This window comes from Mycobacterium toneyamaense, from assembly GCF_055384815.1.
Genome location: NZ_AP040333.1, coordinates 2,754,518 through 2,771,071, shown reverse-complemented (window position 1 = coordinate 2,771,071; position 16,554 = coordinate 2,754,518). Strand labels below are relative to the sequence as shown.

18 protein-coding genes are annotated in these 16,554 nt (G+C 69.1%); 14 read left to right on the top strand and 4 right to left on the bottom strand.

The annotated features are described in order from the left end of the window. The first annotated feature begins 63 nt into the window (after positions 1-63). From ACZ5IQ_RS13400 to ACZ5IQ_RS13375, 6 genes are all read left to right on the top strand, one after another. Complete coding sequence (locus ACZ5IQ_RS13400) at positions 64-396, top strand: hypothetical protein (protein ID WP_061001721.1); 333 nt, start codon at positions 64-66, stop codon at positions 394-396. Positions 397-507: 111 nt separating this feature from the next. Further along, a complete protein-coding gene (locus ACZ5IQ_RS13395; RefSeq protein WP_061001720.1) occupies positions 508-1,032 on the top strand; it encodes a hypothetical protein in 525 nt (174 codons plus the stop codon). An 18-nt stretch (positions 1,033-1,050) separates the two neighbouring features. Next, positions 1,051-1,704 (top strand): DedA family protein, encoded by a 654-nt coding sequence (locus tag ACZ5IQ_RS13390; RefSeq protein WP_061001719.1) that lies wholly within the window; start codon positions 1,051-1,053, stop codon positions 1,702-1,704. Positions 1,705-1,755: 51 nt separating this feature from the next. Continuing rightward, entirely contained in the window at positions 1,756-2,535 is a 780-nt protein-coding gene (locus tag ACZ5IQ_RS13385) for a Clp protease N-terminal domain-containing protein (protein WP_061001718.1), read from the top strand. A gap of 102 nt (positions 2,536-2,637) precedes the next feature. Next, entirely contained in the window at positions 2,638-3,186 is a 549-nt protein-coding gene (locus tag ACZ5IQ_RS13380; RefSeq protein ID WP_464481351.1) for a hypothetical protein, read from the top strand. Positions 3,187-3,264: 78 nt separating this feature from the next. After that, on the top strand, positions 3,265-3,795 hold the full coding sequence (locus ACZ5IQ_RS13375; RefSeq protein WP_061001725.1) for a GNAT family N-acetyltransferase: 531 nt from the start codon (positions 3,265-3,267) through the stop codon (positions 3,793-3,795). Positions 3,796-3,798: 3 nt separating this feature from the next. Here the strand turns inward: ACZ5IQ_RS13375 and zapE are convergent, their stop codons facing one another. After that, positions 3,799-4,842 carry a cell division protein ZapE gene (zapE, locus tag ACZ5IQ_RS13370; RefSeq protein WP_061001716.1) on the bottom strand — a complete coding sequence of 348 codons (1,044 nt, stop codon included), beginning with the start codon at positions 4,840-4,842 and terminating at the stop codon, positions 3,799-3,801. Positions 4,843-4,867: 25 nt separating this feature from the next. Here zapE and ACZ5IQ_RS13365 point away from each other — a divergent pair, with 25 nt between their 5' ends. Genes ACZ5IQ_RS13365 through ACZ5IQ_RS13340 form a run of 6 tightly spaced genes read left to right on the top strand, consistent with a single transcriptional unit; the run spans position 4,868 to position 11,470 of the window. Continuing rightward, positions 4,868-5,668 carry a pyrimidine reductase family protein gene (locus tag ACZ5IQ_RS13365; RefSeq protein ID WP_064859582.1) on the top strand — a complete coding sequence of 267 codons (801 nt, stop codon included), beginning with the start codon at positions 4,868-4,870 and terminating at the stop codon, positions 5,666-5,668. 36 nt (positions 5,669-5,704) lie between these two features. Continuing rightward, the gene (locus tag ACZ5IQ_RS13360; RefSeq protein WP_207546834.1) at positions 5,705-7,276 is read left to right on the top strand and encodes an alpha/beta fold hydrolase; all 1,572 of its coding nucleotides are present in this window, start codon (positions 5,705-5,707) and stop codon (positions 7,274-7,276) included. Positions 7,277-7,311: 35 nt separating this feature from the next. Further along, positions 7,312-8,595: an arabinofuranan 3-O-arabinosyltransferase gene (gene aftC, locus ACZ5IQ_RS13355; RefSeq protein WP_061001713.1), complete on the top strand. Its 1,284-nt coding sequence runs from the start codon at positions 7,312-7,314 to the stop codon at positions 8,593-8,595. Continuing rightward, positions 8,592-9,008 (top strand): peptide-methionine (R)-S-oxide reductase MsrB, encoded by a 417-nt coding sequence (msrB, locus tag ACZ5IQ_RS13350; protein ID WP_064859584.1) that lies wholly within the window; start codon positions 8,592-8,594, stop codon positions 9,006-9,008. Before aftC ends, msrB begins: the two co-directional genes overlap by 4 nt. Before the next feature lie 3 nt (positions 9,009-9,011). Then, entirely contained in the window at positions 9,012-10,091 is a 1,080-nt protein-coding gene (locus tag ACZ5IQ_RS13345) for a VIT1/CCC1 transporter family protein (RefSeq protein ID WP_135356906.1), read from the top strand. After that, complete coding sequence (locus ACZ5IQ_RS13340) at positions 10,091-11,470, top strand: DUF2252 domain-containing protein (RefSeq protein ID WP_064859586.1); 1,380 nt, start codon at positions 10,091-10,093, stop codon at positions 11,468-11,470. The genes ACZ5IQ_RS13345 and ACZ5IQ_RS13340 overlap by 1 nt, the downstream gene beginning before the upstream one ends. A gap of 4 nt (positions 11,471-11,474) precedes the next feature. Here ACZ5IQ_RS13340 and hemQ read toward each other — a convergent pair whose 3' ends face one another. From hemQ to hemE, 3 genes are read right to left on the bottom strand one after another with little or no spacing between them, the layout of a single operon-like run. Further along, positions 11,475-12,176: a hydrogen peroxide-dependent heme synthase gene (hemQ, locus tag ACZ5IQ_RS13335; protein ID WP_061001710.1), complete on the bottom strand. Its 702-nt coding sequence runs from the start codon at positions 12,174-12,176 to the stop codon at positions 11,475-11,477. A gap of 4 nt (positions 12,177-12,180) precedes the next feature. Beyond that, entirely contained in the window at positions 12,181-13,542 is a 1,362-nt protein-coding gene (locus ACZ5IQ_RS13330) for a protoporphyrinogen oxidase (protein ID WP_061001709.1), read from the bottom strand. A gap of 8 nt (positions 13,543-13,550) precedes the next feature. Next, positions 13,551-14,600 carry a uroporphyrinogen decarboxylase gene (gene hemE, locus ACZ5IQ_RS13325; RefSeq protein WP_064859588.1) on the bottom strand — a complete coding sequence of 350 codons (1,050 nt, stop codon included), beginning with the start codon at positions 14,598-14,600 and terminating at the stop codon, positions 13,551-13,553. A 161-nt stretch (positions 14,601-14,761) separates the two neighbouring features. On the opposite strand from hemE, the gene ACZ5IQ_RS13320 reads away from it, so the two are divergent. Together ACZ5IQ_RS13320 and ACZ5IQ_RS13315 are read left to right on the top strand one after the other, a co-directional pair. Continuing rightward, positions 14,762-15,298 carry a DUF3000 domain-containing protein gene (locus ACZ5IQ_RS13320; protein WP_231575647.1) on the top strand — a complete coding sequence of 179 codons (537 nt, stop codon included), beginning with the start codon at positions 14,762-14,764 and terminating at the stop codon, positions 15,296-15,298. Positions 15,299-15,302: 4 nt separating this feature from the next. Beyond that, a complete protein-coding gene (locus ACZ5IQ_RS13315; RefSeq protein ID WP_064859589.1) occupies positions 15,303-16,538 on the top strand; it encodes an HRDC domain-containing protein in 1,236 nt (411 codons plus the stop codon). Positions 16,539-16,554: the final 16 nt, after the last annotated feature.

Here is a 16,554-nt window from a genome sequence, read left to right as displayed (position 1 = left end):
TGCCCGAATGTGGACTACAAATGTTTGCTGTAAGCGAGTTTCGCTCCAGGAGGGACACCAATCATGGCTAACATCACCACTCGCATCGCAGGATCGATTGCTCTCGCTGGCGGCGCCGCGGTCATCGCGCTCGCCGGCGCGGGCGCGGCATCGGCCGACACCAACACCCCGACCAACCCGATCCAGCAGATCGGCCAGTTCGGCACCCAGCTCAACCAGGCCATCGGCACGTTCGGCACCCAGAACGAGCAGGCCCTGGGCCAGGCCGGCACGTGGTACAACCAGGCCGCCGGCACGGCGGGCACCTACTACAACCAGGGCGCCGGTCAGCTCGGCACGTACACCACCCAGCAGCTCGTCGGCCTGGTCGGCGGCGTCTTCGCACCGCAGCACTGATTTCGCGCAACACATCGTCAGGGCGTGGGCCGCAACGGCCCGCGCCCTGCGCTGTTTTCTCGGCCACTATGCGCCCCACGCACATAGCTAGAAGAGCTAAACTTTGACCTCATGAGCTCAAAGACGTCGATCGCCGCTGCCGCGGCACTGGCCGTGGTGAGCTGGGGCGCATCGGCGGCGGTTGCCGTGGCCGACCCCACGCCCGCACCGCCCGGGCCCGCGGCGCCCGCCGGAGGCCTGAAGACCAGCATCGACGGTGACGGACTGTTCATCGTCGGCAAGGACATCGCGCCCGGCACCTATGCCACCGCCGGACCGGTCGGCGACAAGCGCTGCTACTGGCGCCGGATGAACAACGTGGACCCGCACGCAAAGAACAACGTCATCGACAGCGCCATGACCGCCAAGCCCCAGGTCGTGCTCATCGATGAGACCGACAAGGCGTTCAAGACCAGCGGCTGCCGGTCCTGGCACGTCACCGACGCGGCACCGGACTCCGCCGGACCGGGACCCAACATTTCGCCGCAGGCCCGCGCCGCGATCGCGATCCTCGGCACCCTCGGCGGAGGCGGTGGTGCTCCCGCGCCGGCACCCGCGCCCGCACCAGCGGCGCCTGCACCGCCAGCCACGCCGTAGTAGTGCATCCTTAGCGGCATGGACGTCGACGCGCTGCTGCAATCGATCCCGCCGCTGGCGGTGTATCTCGTGGTCGGGCTCGTGATCGGGCTCGAAAGCCTGGGCATTCCCCTGCCGGGCGAGATCATTCTGGTCACGGCCGCCGTCATGTCGTCCCGGCACACGCTGGACATCGACCCGGTGGGCGTCGGACTGTCCGCCGCCGCCGGCGCCATCATCGGCGACTCGATCGGATACAGCATCGGCCGCCGCTTCGGCATGTCGCTGTTCGAACGCCTGGGCCGCCGGTTCCCCAAACACTTCGGCCCCGGCCACGTCGCACTCGCCCGCCGGCTCTTCAGCCGCTGGGGCGTCTGGGCCGTGTTCTTCGGCCGCTTCGTCGCGCTGCTGCGCATCTTCGCCGGCCCGCTGGCCGGCGCGCTCAAGATGCATTACTCGCGCTTCCTGGCCGCCAACGCCGCCGGCGGCATCGTGTGGGCCTGCGGCACCACGGCCGTCGTCTATTACCTCGGTGTGGCCGCCGAGAAGTGGCTGGCCCGGTTCTCCTGGGTTGCGTTGCTGGTGGGCGGCCTGCTGGCCCTGACGGTGACCATCGTGCTCAAAGAGCGCACCGCCAAGGCGATCGAGCAGCTGGAAACCGAGCACGACTGGGACACCCTGCGACACTCGTAACTTCGTCAACTTGTGGTTGACGATTTCTCCTCGTCAACCTACGGTTGACGCATGGCTACATCTGCTGAATCCGCACACACCTCCACTCCCAATCCGATTGCCGGCACCATCCGTCTCGACGACCTCATCGAGGCGATCAAGAAGGTGCACACCGAACCGCTCGACCAACTCACCGACGCGATGCTCGCGGCCGAGCATCTCGGCGACATCGCCGACCATCTCATCGGCCACTTCGTCGACCAGGCACGCCGTTCGGGGGCGTCGTGGACCGACATCGGCAGCAGCATGGGCGTCACCAAGCAGGCCGCGCAGAAACGCTTCGTCCCCAAGGAACCCCGACTCGACACCATGGATCCCAAGGACGGATTCAGCCGGTTCACCCCGCGCGCCCGCACCGCTGTCGTCGAAGCCCAGCAAGCCGCGCACACCTCGCGCAGCACCGAGATCACCCCCGACCATCTGTTGCTGGGACTGCTGACCGACCCCGGGTCACTGGCCATGGTCCTGCTGAGCAATCAGGGCATCACCGCCGACCAGATCCGCACGGCCGCCGCCGTACCCGTCGGCACCGCCGAACCCAAGGCCCTGATCCCATTCGACGGCGCCGCCAAGAAGGTGCTCGAACTGACCTTCCGCGAGGCACTTCGCCTGGGGCACAACTACATCGGGACCGAACACATCCTCCTGGCGCTGCTCGAATCCGAGGACGCCGACGGCCCGTTGCACCGCCTCGGCGTCGACAAGAGCCGCCTCGAAGCCGAGCTCGACAAGATGCTCACCGACTTCGTCGCCGCGCAGCAGTCGGTAGCGGAAGAGTCCGGGCCGGCGTGAGTGTCCACTGACAGGGACGAACCGGCGAGATCTGCTCCATTCCTGCGAGGCCGTGATGGCGGTGTGCCATCATGCGATGCAGTTGTAACGAGAGAGGACGCGATGAGCACGGGCGTGAACGGCAACAGGACCTACCGCTGGCTGGCGGGTTTGCTCGGTGCGTTGACCCTGCTGGCGGCCACGCTGGCGCCCTCGGCGGCAGCCGAGACCAGTATCGGCAACCTCGGCCAGACCCTCCGCGTCGACTACAAGGGCCTCGTCGCGGACGTCACCGTCCACAACGTGTTGCCGTCGGACGAGCCGCCGGGCTGGACCTGGAACGGCTCGCCGCGCTGGCGCAACCAGGGTGGCCCCTGGAAGGCCGACGTCACCGTGCACGTCATCTCGACACCCAACCCGCACTGGATGGCCACCGGGGTCACCTTCAGCGGTGTCACCCCCTACGCCGACGCCTACGCCTCCAAGCACACCGACGATCCCAACGCGCTGGAGCTCAAGCTGCTGAGCGCGCCCGCGGGCGCCACCGTCGACGACGTCGTCTACTGGGACGTCTACCGCGGTCTGGTGACCAACGTGGTCATGCTCAACCCGGCCACCGGTACGCACCTCGCGCAGTGGAACATCTGGCAGCCGGGTGACCAGCTGCCCTGAGGCTCCGACAATCGGACATAAACTGCCCCTGCCCCTCGAGGACAGGGGCAGTTTCTGTTCGTGGACAAGGAGACCCCGATGACGGTGCAGGTGCGGCAGGCGCAGGCCGACGATCTGGCCGAACTCGCCGAGGTGGCCGCCGCGACGTTCCCGTTGGCCTGCCCGCCCTCGTCGACGCCGGAGAACATCGCAGCCTTCATCGCCGCGCAGCTGTCCGCCGAGAGGTTCGGCGAGTACCTGCGCGATCCCGACCGTGCCGTGTTCGTCGCGCACGACGACGCGCGAATCCTGGGCTACACCATGCTGATTCGCGGTGTGGCCGATGACGCCGACGTGCAACGCGCGGTGCCGGAGCGACCGGCCGTCGAACTGTCCAAGTGCTACGTGCTGCCCGACGTCCACGGCGGAGACGTCGCGGCAACGCTCATGGACGCGTCGGTCGCCTGCGCGCGGGAGCTCGGCGCCCGCTGCGTCTGGCTGGGCGTCAATCAGGAAAACGAACGCGCCCAACGCTTTTACCGCAAGCACGGCTTCGAGGTCACCGGCACCAAGACGTTTCAGCTCTGCGCCCGGACCGAGAGCGACTACGTGCTGGTGCGGCCGCTGTAGACCTCAGGCGTGCAGCTGCGTGCCCTCGTGGGTCAGCGCGAGCAGGCGGGACGTGGCGCGCAGGTACTTCTTGCGGAAGCCGCCGGCCAGCATCTCTTCGCTGAAGACGGTGTTCATCTTCTCCCCCGACGCCACGACGGGAATGCCCGCGTCGTACAGCCGGTCGATCAGCGACACCAGGCGCAGCGCGACGGACTGGTCGTACACCATGTGCACGCCCGTGATGAAAACCTGGTGCACGTCCTCGATCAACGCGTGATAGCGCGACGGGTGCATGGTGGCCAGGTGTGCGCACAGGGCATCGAACTCGTCGAGCGTGGCGCCGTCGACGCCGACCGCCCAGGTCCGCACGTCCTCTTCCGACGGCGGCACCGGGGCCGACGGCAGCGCCCGCTGCCGGTAGTCGGGTCCTTCGACGCGGACGGTGGTGAAAATGCTTGACAGCGTGTTGATCTCGCGCAGGAAGTCCTGCGCGGCGAAGCGCCCCTCACCGAGCTGTTCGGGCAGCGTGTTCGACGTCGCCGCAATCGACACGCCGCGCTCGACGAGCGCCGAGAGCAGCCGGGAGATCAGCGTGGTGTTGCCGGGATCGTCGAGCTCGAACTCATCGATGCAGACCACCACATAGTCGGACAGCAGGTCGATGCACTCGGTGAAGCCGAAGACGCCGGCCAGCTGCGTCAGCTCACCGAACGTGGCGAACGCGGCGGGGCCCGCGTTCGCGCCGGCCAGCGTGTAGTACGTCGAGGCCAGGAGGTGGGTCTTGCCGACACCGAAGCCGCCGTCGAGGTACATGCCGACCCCGGGCAGTGCTTCACGCTTGCCGAACAGCTTCTTCTTGCCGGCCCGCTGGCGGACCGCGTCCTCGCAGAACTTGCGCGCCGAGACCACCGCGGCGGCCTGCGACGGCTCGTTCGGATCGGGCCGGTAGGAGTCGTAGCTGACGTCGGCGAACGTGGGCGGCGGGACCAGTTCGGCGATCAGTCTTTCCGGCGTGACGGTCGGATGACGATCGGTCAGGTGCGCGACTTCGCTGGCCCCAGGCATTAACGCACCATAGCGGCGTGTTGCAATGATTCACGTGTCCGATCCCGACGCTGCGACGCAGCTCACAGAGCTCAGCGCGGTAGGCGCTGCCTTCCCGGCCGACCCGGAGACCGGCGACGACACGCTGCTGGCGCCGTTCTACAGCTACCCCGCGGAGCTGGACCGGCCGTGGGTGCGGGCCAACATGATCTCCAGCCTGGACGGCGGCGCCACCGACGACGGCCGCGCCGGCGGCCTGGCCGGCCCCGGAGACCGGGCACTGTTCGGCTATATGCGCCAGCAGGCCGACGTCATCCTGGTCGGTGCGGCGACCGTGCGCATCGAGAATTACTCCGGCGCTCAGATGTCCGCGCCGCAACGCCAGGCCCGCCAGCTCCGCGGCCAGGCCGAGGTGCCGCCCATCGCGGTCATCACGCACAGCGCCGACATCCCGCACGACGCCAAGTTCTTCACCCGCACCGAAGTACCGCCGCTGATCCTCACCAGCCGCGACAGCATCGACGACACCTGCCGCCGGTTCACCGGGCTCGCCGAGGTCATCGACGCCTCCGGCACCGCCCCCGACCGCGTCGACCCGCACGTCGTGCTGCGCATCCTCGGCGAGCGCGGGCTCAAGCGGGTGCTGACCGAAGGCGGACCGTCCGTACTGAACATGCTGATCGAGGAAGACCTGATCGACGAGATGTGCGTGACCATCGCGCCGATCCTGGTCGGTGGATTCGCCCGGCGGATCGCCTCGGGCCCCGGCGAGGCACACACCCGGCTACGCCGCAGCCACGTCCTCACCGATACCGCGGGCTACCTGTACACGCGCTACGTCCGCTGACCGGTCTCACCCACCGGCATCGCTACTGTGGTGGCCATGCGTCGCCGCCTGCTGCTCCCGGCCCTGAGCCTGTCGACCGTGGTGCTGTCTACGGTCGTCGCGGGATGCGCTCCGTTGCTGGCCGCCAACCCTCGCTACGTCACCGACTCCGGCGCCCGCCCGCAGGGCGCGGCGACCACCTCCAAGACTCCCGAGGGGCCGCCGCCGATCGCTGTGCCCAAGAAGGACATGACGTGGCATGAATGCACGTCCCGGGTGTTCGGCGACGCGACGGTGCCCGCCGTGCCCGGCGTCATCCTGGACTGCTCCGACTACGACGCCGATCTCGATTCCCTGGGCGGCTCCGCCGGGACCGTCAGCATCGGTGTGGTGCGGGCCCGGCTGGCGACGACCCCGGCCGATGCCGGACCGATCGTCATGACCACCGGATCGGACATCCCGACGTCGCACCAACTGCCGGTGTGGCTGCAGCGCGGCGGCGTCGACCTGTTGAAGACGCGCCCCGTCGTGGCCGTCGACCGCCGCGGCATGGGCATGTCGGGCCCGCTGAGCTGTGTGTCGAGCAATGATCGCCAGGACCTGCTGGACCAGGCCCAGTTCCTGTCGGGCGACGACCAGGTGGCCAACCTGGCGAAGGTCGCGACCTCGGCCACCACCGACTGCACCGACAGCATCGCGCCGGGAGAGTCGGCCTACGACAACGCGCACTCGGCCGAGGATCTCGAGCGGCTGCGCAGCACCTGGGACGTGCCCGCACTGGCCGTTCTCGGCATCGGCAACGGCGCCCAGATCGCCCTGGCCTACGCGGCGTCGCACCCCACCAAGGTCGCCCGGCTGGTGCTGGACTCCCCCTTGCCGCTGGGCATCTCCGCCGAAGCGACGGCCGAGCAGCGGGTCAAGGGCCAGCAGGCGGCGCTCGACGCGTTCGCCGCGCAATGCGTGGCCAACAACTGCCCACTGGGCCCGGATCCCAAGGGCGCCATCGACGGCATGCTGGCCGAGGCCCGCGCCGGGCGCGGTGCCGGCGGCGCGTCGACGGCCGGTCTGGTCGAGTCGATCACCACAGCACTGGGCTACCCGCGCGGCGACGGGCTGGCCAACACCCTGTCTCTCGCCGGCGCGCTGGCCGCCGCCCGCGGCGGCGACGCGACGGCGCTCAACGCGCTGAGCAAGACGGCCGAGGACACGCGTCAGACAGACGGACAGTTCGTCAACCGGTGCGACGACTCCGTCAACCGCCCCACCCCGGACCGCGTCCGTGAACTGCTGGTGGCCTGGCCCAAGAAGTACCCGCAGTTCGGCGCCGTCGGTGCGCTCAGCCTGGCGCCGTGCCTGAGCTGGCCCAGCAGCCCCGCGCCCGCGGCCCCCAAGGAACTGAAGGTGCCGATCCTGTTGCTGGGCACCCTCAACGACGCGATCGTCGGCGGCGACGGCGTCGCCGCGGTGGCGGCCATGGCGATCAACGCGGGCAACAACAGCCGCCGTGTCATGTGGCAGGGCACCGGCCACGGCACCCTCGTCTACACGACGGCGTGTGCCCTACCCCCGGTGCAGGGCTACCTGACCACCGGCAAGCTGCCGGACACCGACACGTTCTGCCCGGCCTAGCAAGCCGGTCCGACACCCCGTTATAGGGTTCGGTGGTGACGCGCCCTCTATCGCTCCTGAGCGTCTTCGGTCCCCGCACCGGCCCACAGAGCACCGCGAATATCGTTCGCAATGCGCTGTGGCCCATCGCGATCGTGTCGATCATCCACCGCAGTTACGTGCTGACGACCAACGGTTACATCACCGATGACTTCGGTCCGGTGTACCGCGCGGTGTCGAACTTCCGGCGGCACTGGGCCATCTACAACGAGCACTTCAACTACGTCGACCCGCACTACCTGTACCCGCCCGGCGGCACCCTGCTGCTGTCGCCGTTCGGGTTCCTGCCGGAGTTCGCGTCGCGGTTCTGGTTCGTCGCCATCAACTCGATCGCGATCATCATCGCCGCCTGCCTTCTGGTACGGCTGTTCAAGTTCTCGTTGACGTCGGTGGCGTTGCCGGCCCTCCTGCTGGCCATGTACTGCACCGAATCGGTCACCAACACACTGGTTTTCACCAACGTCAACGGCTGCATCCTGCTGGCCGAGGTGCTGTTCTTCACCTGGCTGCTGGACGGCAAGAAGAACCACGAATGGCTGGCCGGAGCCGCCATCGGCCTGACGCTGGTGCTCAAGCCACTGCTGGGCGTCCTGCTGCTGCTGCCCCTGCTGAACCGGCAGTGGCGGGCCCTGGTCGCCGCGTTCGCGGTACCCCTGGTCTTCAACGCCGTGGCCTGGCCGCTGTCGGCCGACCCGATGGGCTTCGTGCGCAACACCGTGCCGTACATCTTCCAGACCCGCGACTACTTCAACAGCTCGGTGCTGGGCAACGGCATCTACTACGGCCTGCCGATGTGGCTGATCATGCTGCTGCGCATCGCCTTCGTGGTGCTCGCCGCGGCCAGCCTGTGGCTGTTGTACCGCTACTACCGCGAGCGCGACCAGCTGTTCTGGATGCTGACGTCGTCGGGTGTCCTGCTGATCACCTCGTGGCTGGTGCTGTCGCTGGCGCAGGGCTACTACTCGATGATGCTGTTCCCGTTCCTGATGACGGTGGTACTGCCGCGGTCGACGATCCGCAGCTGGCCGGCGTGGCTCGCGGTGTACGGCTTCCTCACCATGGACCGCTGGCTCATGTGGCGGTGGCCGACGACCGGCCGGTTCCTCGAGTACATCAAGATCACCTACGGCTGGTCGTTGATGCTCGTCGTGGTGTTCTGCGTGCTGTACTTCCGCTACCTCGACGCCAAGAAGGACGGCCGGCTGGACCAGGGCATCGACCCGTTGTGGTTGTCCGACTCCAAGCCACAAGGGGCCGCCGCGGGTAGCGTGGGCGCATGAGCATCCCGCCTCCCAAGGTCGAACTCTCCGACGCTCAGTGGCGCGAGAAACTGTCCCCCGCCGAGTTCCACGTACTGCGTGAAGCCGGGACGGAGCGTCCGTTCGTCGGCGAATACACCGACACCAAGACCGAGGGCGTCTACCAGTGCCGGGCCTGCGGTGCCGAGCTGTTCCGCAGCACCGAGAAGTTCGAATCCCATTGCGGCTGGCCGTCGTTCTTCGATCCGGCAGACTCGGACGCGGTGATCCTGCGGACCGACAACAGCCTCGGCATGCGCCGCGTCGAGGTGCTGTGCGCCAACTGCCACAGCCACCTCGGCCACGTCTTCGAGGGCGAGGGTTACCCGACCCCGACCGACCAGCGCTACTGCATCAACTCGATCTCGCTTCGCCTGGTTCCGGCCGAGAGCTGAGACGTGGTCGCGCAGCCCACCGACGCGCAATTGCGGCGGTGGCGACAGCACCTGGCCAATGAACGTGCCGAAGCTGCCGTCTACCGCGATCTGGCCCAGCGCCGTCAGGGCGCCGAACGCGACATCCTGCTCGAACTCGCCACCGCCGAAGGCCGGCACGAGAAGCACTGGCTGACGCTGCTGGGCGATCAGGTCGGGAAGCCACACCGTCCCGACGTCCGGACCCGACTGCTCGGCTTTCTCGCCCGTCACCTCGGCTCGGTGTTCACCCTCGCCCTGGCGCAACGGGCCGAAGCGCGCTCGGAGTACGACACCGACGTCGACGCCACGCCGACCATGGCGGCCGACGAACGGATCCACGGCGAGGTCGTCCGCGCCCTGGCCAGCCGGGGCCGCGACCAGCTGTCCGGTAGCTTCCGGGCGGCGGTCTTCGGCGCCAACGACGGGCTCGTGAGCAATCTGGCGCTGGTCCTGGGCATCGGCGCCACCGGGGTTTCGAGCGCGACGATCCTGGCCACCGGACTGGCCGGGTTGATCGCCGGAGCCTTGTCGATGGGCGCCGGCGAGTACGTCTCGGTCAACTCCCAACTCGAACTGCTCGAGGCGTCGACGCCCAGCGCCACCGCCGGCACCGCGGTGCAGGCGCTCGACGTCGACGCCAACGAACTGGAACTCGTCTATCGCGCCCGCGGGATGAGCCCGGAGGACGCCGCCGACCGCGCCGCCGAGGTGTTCGCCAGCCTGCGGGCCGGCGCCCTGGCCGACTCACCACTGGGCGAGGTCTCGACCGAGAAGCACGAAGCCGTGGGCACCGGGCTGCAGGCGGCCGCGTCGAGCTTCATGTTCTTCGCGTCCGGCGCACTGATCCCGGTGCTGCCCTACCTGTTCGGGCTCACCGGTGTCGTCGCCGTCGTCGTCTCGGCGGTCCTGGTCGGGCTGGCCCTGCTGACGACGGGCATGATCGTCGGCCTGCTCTCCGGCGGGCCGCCGCTACGACGGGCGTTGCGCCAGTTGATGATCGGCTACGGGGCCGCCGCGGTGACCTATGGACTGGGCCTGTTGTTCGGCACTGCGGTCGGCTGATGAACCAGTCCGTGCCGGAACGCCGCGACGCCGGACGCGCCGCCCGCGCCAGGCTGCCCCGAGCCGCGCTGGCCGACGTCCACCTCACCGCCGACCGTCCCGACCCGGTGGCCCTGCTGGAGTCGCAGGCGACGTCCCGGATCGCCGAACTCGTCCCGATCAGATACGGCCGGATGCTGACCTCGGCCCTGGCTTTCTACCGGGGCGCGGCCCTGATCATGGCGTCTGATCTGGCGGCCGGCCCGCACACCGGACTGACGGCGCAACTGTGCGGCGACGCTCATCTGTGCAACTTCGGACTGTTCGGCTCGCCGGAACGCAATCTGGTGTTCGACGTCAACGACTTCGACGAAACCCTGCCGGGGCCGTGGGAGTGGGACGTGAAGCGGTTGGTGGCGAGTCTGGCAATCGCCGGTCGGGACAACGGTTTTCAGGCCGACGATCGCGCGGACGTGATCCGCCGCTGCGTCAGCGGCTACCGCACCCGCATGCAGGAGCTGGCCGGCATGGGCGAGCTGGCGGCGTGGTACACCCAGACGACCGTGGACGCCGAGCTGCAGAACAGCGTCGACACCAAGTTCGCCCGCGAGATCCAGCAGACCGCGGCCAAGGCCCGCGCGCACGACAGTCTCCAGGCGGTCGCGAAACTGACCGAAACCGTCGACGGCCAGAGCAGGCTGATCAGCCGTCCCCCACTAGTGGTTCCCATCGAGGAACTGGTCGGCGCCGAGCGGGCCCGCCAGTACGAGCAGCAGATGACGCCGTTCATGCAGCGCTACCGCGACAGTCTGGAAGACAGTCGGCGCGTCCTCATCGACCGCTTCCACTACGTGACGATGGCGCGCAAGGTGGTCGGGGTCGGCAGTGTCGGTCTGCGGGCGTGGATCGTGTTGCTGACCGGGCGCGACGGCGACGATCCGTTGTTGCTGCAGATGAAGGAGGCCCAGCCCTCCGTCCTGGAACGCTTTCTCGGTGCCAGTCCGTATCCGAATGCCGCCCAACGGGTTTCGGTCGGACAGCGGCTGATGCAGGCCAGTAGCGACATCCTGCTGGGGTGGCTGCACGCCGTCGGGCCGGACGGCTACGAGGCGGACTACTACGTCCGCCAGCTACACGACTGGAAGGGTGCGGTGTCGGTGCAGAGGTCGAGCCCGAAGCTGCTGGCCGACTACGGACAGGCCTGCGCCCACGCGTTGGCCCGGGCCCACGCCCGCACCGGCGATCGCATCGCGATCGCCGCCTACCTCGGCAGCAGCGACGCCGCCGACACGGCACTGGCCCGCTTCGCGGAGGCCTACGCCGACCAGAACGAGCGTGACTACGCGGCGTTGCGCGAAGCCGTCGACGCAGGACGGATCACCGCAGAGTCCGACCTGTAACCCGTCAGGGCAGGTTGGCGACCAACTGCTCGATACCGACCCGGGGGCCGGTGAAGAACGGCGTCTCCTCGCGGACGTGACGGCGGGCGTCGGTGTAGCGCAACTTCCACATCAGCTCGACGATGCGGGCCAGGTCCGGACCCTCGAACGCGAGAATCCACTCGTAGTCGCCCAGCGCGAAGGCCGGCACGGTGTTGGCACGCACATCGGGGTATTCGCGGCCACCCATGCCGTGCTCGACGAGCATGCGCCGGCGGTCGTCGTCGGGCAGCAGGTACCAGTCGAGCGACCGCACGAACGGGTAGACGCAGATGTAGTCGCCCGGGTCCTCGCCCGCGATGAACGCCGGCAGGTGGCTCTTGTTGAACTCCGCCGGGCGGTGCAGCGCGACGACGCTCCACACCGGCTCGGTGGCGGCGCCGAGCGCGGTGCGACGGAAGCCGGTGTAGGTGGCCTGCAGGTCCTCGACGCGCTCGGCGTGGGTCCACATCATGAAGTCGGCGTCGGCCCGGAAGCCCGCGACGTCGTACAGCCCGCGGACCACGACGCCCGCGTCCTCGCGCTTCTTGAGGTAGGCGGCGGTATCGGCGGCGATGGCGGCCCGCGACTTCTCGTCCGCCGGCAGCTCATCGGGCTGCACGGCGAAGACCGAGATCATCATGTACCTGGTCATCGAGTTGAGGGCGTCGTAGTCGAGCTTGGCCATGCCCCTATCGTGCCACGCGGCTTCCGACCACCTCTTGGGCCGCCCGGGTTCCCGACGCCACACACGCCGGCACCCCGATACCGTCCAGATAACCGCCCGCGACGGCCAGTCCCGTAGGCAGCCCGGCACGAAGCTCGTCGACCAGTTCGAGGTGTCCCGGACCGTACTGCGGCATGGCATCGATCCAGCGCTGCACCAGGTAGTCCACCGGCTCGGCGGTGATGCCGAACAGCGACCGCAGGTCCTCCAGCGACCATGCCAGCAGCCGGTCGTCGCCGACGTTGTGGGCCAGATCGTCACCGAACCGGCCGTATGACAACCGCAGCAGCTCGACGTTGCCGCCGCGCCCCCACTTGCGTGACGTGAGGGTGATCGCCTTGGAGTGCAACGCTTCTCCCGCGGCCATCAGGACTCCGGACTGCTGCGGCAGCGGCGTCCCACCCGGCAGCGCGAGCGCGACCACCGCGGCCGAGGCGACCGGGATCAACCGTGCCATGGCCGCGCTGCCCGGTGCGACGTTCTCGAGCAGCTTGGCCACGCGCGGCGCCGGAAGCGCCAGCACCACGGCGTCGGCCGACCAGTACTTGCCCTCGTCGTCACGCAGTTGCCAGGCGCGGCCCGCTGACGCGACTCCCTCGATACCGACCTGTGCCCACTGGGCGCCGGTCCGGCGGACAAGTTCGTCGAGCAGCACGGCGTACCCGCCGTCGACCGCGCCGAACACCGATGCGCTCGGCGCGCCTGTCTGTGGCGCCGCGGCAAGCACCGAGGCGACCGCGGCCGTCAGGCTCGGCGCGCCGCGGTCCAGCGCGGCGGCCAGTGCCGGGACGGCGCTGCGGATGCCGATGGTCTTGGCCGAGCCGGCATAGACGCCGGCCAGCAGCGGGTCGACCGACCGGGTCACCACCTGAGCGCCGAACCGGTCACCCACCAACTGTGCGACGGTCGGGTCGGCATCCAGCTGCCAGTTGAGGGGTCGGTTCGGCTCGCTCGCGATCTGCGCCAGTGTCGCGTCGTCGACCAGGCCGCGCAGGTTCGCGCCCGGCCCGGGGATGCCCTGCATGGTGCCCTCGGGCATCGGGTGCAACCGGCCGCCGCTGTAGATCAGCGGGCGGACGCCGGTGGTGCCGATCTGCCGCAGGCCCAGCTCTTTCAGCAGCGAAGTGACCTCGGGCCGACGGGCCACGAAGGCCTCGGCGCCGACGTCCAGGGTCTGACCGGCGAGCCGTTCGGTGCGCAGGACACCACCCAGCCGGTCGGCCGGATCGAAGATCGTGATGCGTGCCGCAGGGTCGGCCTGGCGCAACCGGTAGGCCGCGACCAGACCCGAAATGCCGCCGCCGACAACGCAATACGTCTTGCTCATCTACAGACTCACAGCGAGTGGGCCAGCGCCACCGCTTCGGTGACCACACCGGGATCGGTCGACGGCAATACACCGTGGCCGAGGTTGAAGATGTGCCCGGCGGCACCGGCCTCGACGGCCCGGCGACCGTCCGCGACAACCTGGCGGACGGCGTCGTCGACCACGCGCCAGCCGGCCAGCAGCACCACGGGATCGAGGTTGCCCTGTAGCGCCTTGCCGGGGCCGACCCGACGTGCGGCGTCGACGAGGTTGGTGCGCCAGTCGACCCCGACGACTGTCGCGCCGGCCTCGCCCATGGCACCCAGCAGCTCGGCGGTGCCGACGCCGAAGTGCGTCATCGGGACGCCGTGGTCCTTCAGGGAGGCGAAGATGCGGGAGCTGTGCGGCAGCACGTAGTCCCGGTAGTCGGCGAGCGACAGGGTGCCGGCCCACGAGTCGAACAGCTGGATGGCGTCGACGCCGGCGCCCAGCTGGGCGCGCAGGAACTCGATGGTGAGATCCGTCAGCTTCGCCATCAGGTCATGCCAGGTCGCGGATTCGCCGAGCATCATGGCCTTGGTCTTCTCGTGGTTGCGGCTCGGGCCGCCCTCCACCAGGTACGAGGCCAGCGTGAACGGTGCGCCGGCGAAACCGATCAGCGGAACCTCACCCAGTTCGTTGGTAAGCAGGCCGATGGCTTCGGCCACCGGCGCCACCTGGTGGGGCTCGAGCGGCTTGATGCCCTCCACGTCGTCCGCCGTCCGGATCGGGTGGGCGATCACCGGCCCGACGTCCGGGACGATGTCCAGGTCGATGCCCGCCGCCTTGAGCGGCACCACGATGTCCGAGAACAAAATGGCGGCGTCGACGCCGTGACGGCGCACCGGCTGCATGGTGATCTCGCAGACCAGCTCGGGGTTGAAGCACGCCGAGAGCATGGTGTGGGTGGCGCGGATGGCGCGGTATTCGGGCAGGGACCGGCCCGCCTGCCGCATCATCCACACCGGGGTCCGGTCCGGGGTGCGGCCGGTGGCGGCAGCCAGATAGGGCGATTGCGGCAGTTCACGACGGGTGCTCATCACTGCTAATGCTGCCATGCCCGGTTCGGTCGCTTATACCCTGTCGCGCGGCCAAATATCGGGCTATCGGCGCGCCTGCTTACGCGACCGGCCGGATCGGGCTAGCGTCCCAGAATGTGACCTCCGCCGAGCCGGCCCAGTTCCGCACTGCTGTTGCGGCAATGAACGCCGCCACCGTGCGCCAGGAGATCGAACTCGGCCCGATCCGTCCGCCGCAGCGGCTGGCTCCCTTCAGCTACGCGCTGGGCGCAGAGGTGCGTCATCCCGACGCCTCCGTCGTTCCGGAGAGCTCTGAGGGCGATGCCTTCGGACGTCTGATCCTGCTGCACGATCCCGAAGGCGCTGAAGCCTGGGACGGCACCATGCGTCTCGTCGCCTACATCCAGGCCGATCTGGACTCCACCGAGGCCGTCGACCCACTGCTGCCCGAGGTGGCGTGGAGCTGGCTGGTCGATGCGCTCGAGTCGCACGCCGACGGCGTCACCGCGCTGGGCGGCACCGTCACCGCGACGACGTCGGTGCGCTACGGCGACATCTCCGGCCCGCCGCGCGCCCACCAGCTGGAGCTGCGGGCGTCGTGGACCGCGACATCGCTGGAGCTGGGACCACACGTGCAGGCGTTCTGCGAGGTGCTCGAGCACGCTGCCGGACTACCGCCTGCCGGTGTGACCGATCTGGGTTCGCGCACGCGCGCGTGACCGCATGACTGACGCTGATCCGGTCGAGACGTCTGACGACGATCCCGACGTCACTCCCCTGCTGGCACCCGCCGACGGCGTGCCTCCCGTTGCCATCTACGCGAGCGACATCGCCCGCGCCGGTGAGCTTCTGGCATCCGGACACGGCGCCTTCGCGATCGACGCCGAGCGGGCGTCGGGCTTCCGCTACTCCAACCGGGCCTACCTGATCCAGATTCGGCGCGCGCGCGCCGGCACGGTGTTGATCGACCCCGTCAGCCACGGCATCGACCCGCTGAAGGCGCTGGCGCCGGTGGCCGAGGTCGTGAATTCCGACGAGTGGATTCTGCACGCGGCCGACCAGGATCTGCCGTGCCTTGCCGAACTGGGTATGAAGCCGCCGTCGCTGTACGACACCGAACTGGGCGGCCGGCTCGCCGGATACGACCGGGTGAACCTGGCGGCCATGGTGCAGCGGCTGCTGGGCCTCGGCCTGAAGAAGGGGCACGGCGCGGCCGACTGGTCCAAGCGCCCGCTGCCCGCAGACTGGCTGAACTACGCGGCGCTCGACGTCGAGGTGCTGCTGGAATTGCGCGCCGCGGTGGCCGCCGAGTTGGAGTCCCAGGGCAAAACCGAATGGGCCGCACAGGAATTCGAGTACATGCGGACCGTCGAGCCCGCCCCGACGCGGCGCGACCGCTGGCGTCGGACGTCGGGCATCCACAAGGTCCGCAACGGACAGGCGCTCGCGGCCGTGCGCGAGCTGTGGCAGACGCGCGACGTGATCGCGCAGCGGCGGGACATCGCGCCCGGCCGCATCCTGCCCGACGCGGCGATCATCTCGGCGGCCGTCGCCAATCCCGACACGATCGAAAAGCTCACGGCACTACCGATTTTCGGCGGCTCGCGGCAGAAGCGCAGCGCCCAGGTGTGGCTCGACGCGCTGGCCCGGGCCCGCGAAGCCGATCCGCCGGCTTCCGAACCGAACAACGGGCTGCCGCCACCGGCCCGGTGGTCGCGTCGCAAACCCGAGGCGTTCGAGCGGCTGGAAGCCTGCCGCGGCGGGCTCTCCGAACTGTCCGAAAAGGTTTCGGTTCCTTCCGAGAACTTGGTGACGCCGGAGACCGTGCGGCGGCTGTGCTGGGATTGGCAGCCCGTGACTGACGTCCCTGCTGCGGTCGAGGAGTTCCTGGCTGCAGCCGGCGCCCGCCCGTGGCAGCGCGAGCTCTGTGGCCCGGTCTTGGCTACTGCGTTGGGTTAGGTGCGCGTTCACCCTG

Coding starts and splice junctions, on each gene's coding strand:
- ACZ5IQ_RS13400 (WP_061001721.1), top strand. CDS start 64: ATGGCTAACATCACCACTCGCATCGCAGGATCGATTGCTCTCGCTGGC.
- ACZ5IQ_RS13395 (WP_061001720.1), top strand. CDS start 508: ATGAGCTCAAAGACGTCGATCGCCGCTGCCGCGGCACTGGCCGTGGTG.
- ACZ5IQ_RS13390 (WP_061001719.1), top strand. CDS start 1,051: ATGGACGTCGACGCGCTGCTGCAATCGATCCCGCCGCTGGCGGTGTAT.
- ACZ5IQ_RS13385 (WP_061001718.1), top strand. CDS start 1,756: ATGGCTACATCTGCTGAATCCGCACACACCTCCACTCCCAATCCGATT.
- ACZ5IQ_RS13380 (WP_464481351.1), top strand. CDS start 2,638: ATGAGCACGGGCGTGAACGGCAACAGGACCTACCGCTGGCTGGCGGGT.
- ACZ5IQ_RS13375 (WP_061001725.1), top strand. CDS start 3,265: ATGACGGTGCAGGTGCGGCAGGCGCAGGCCGACGATCTGGCCGAACTC.
- zapE (WP_061001716.1), bottom strand. CDS start 4,842: ATGCCTGGGGCCAGCGAAGTCGCGCACCTGACCGATCGTCATCCGACC.
- ACZ5IQ_RS13365 (WP_064859582.1), top strand. CDS start 4,868: ATGATTCACGTGTCCGATCCCGACGCTGCGACGCAGCTCACAGAGCTC.
- ACZ5IQ_RS13360 (WP_207546834.1), top strand. CDS start 5,705: ATGCGTCGCCGCCTGCTGCTCCCGGCCCTGAGCCTGTCGACCGTGGTG.
- msrB (WP_064859584.1), top strand. CDS start 8,592: ATGAGCATCCCGCCTCCCAAGGTCGAACTCTCCGACGCTCAGTGGCGC.
- ACZ5IQ_RS13340 (WP_064859586.1), top strand. CDS start 10,091: ATGAACCAGTCCGTGCCGGAACGCCGCGACGCCGGACGCGCCGCCCGC.
- hemQ (WP_061001710.1), bottom strand. CDS start 12,176: ATGGCCAAGCTCGACTACGACGCCCTCAACTCGATGACCAGGTACATG.
- ACZ5IQ_RS13330 (WP_061001709.1), bottom strand. CDS start 13,542: ATGAGCAAGACGTATTGCGTTGTCGGCGGCGGCATTTCGGGTCTGGTC.
- hemE (WP_064859588.1), bottom strand. CDS start 14,600: ATGAGCACCCGTCGTGAACTGCCGCAATCGCCCTATCTGGCTGCCGCC.
- ACZ5IQ_RS13320 (WP_231575647.1), top strand. CDS start 14,762: ATGAACGCCGCCACCGTGCGCCAGGAGATCGAACTCGGCCCGATCCGT.
- ACZ5IQ_RS13315 (WP_064859589.1), top strand. CDS start 15,303: ATGACTGACGCTGATCCGGTCGAGACGTCTGACGACGATCCCGACGTC.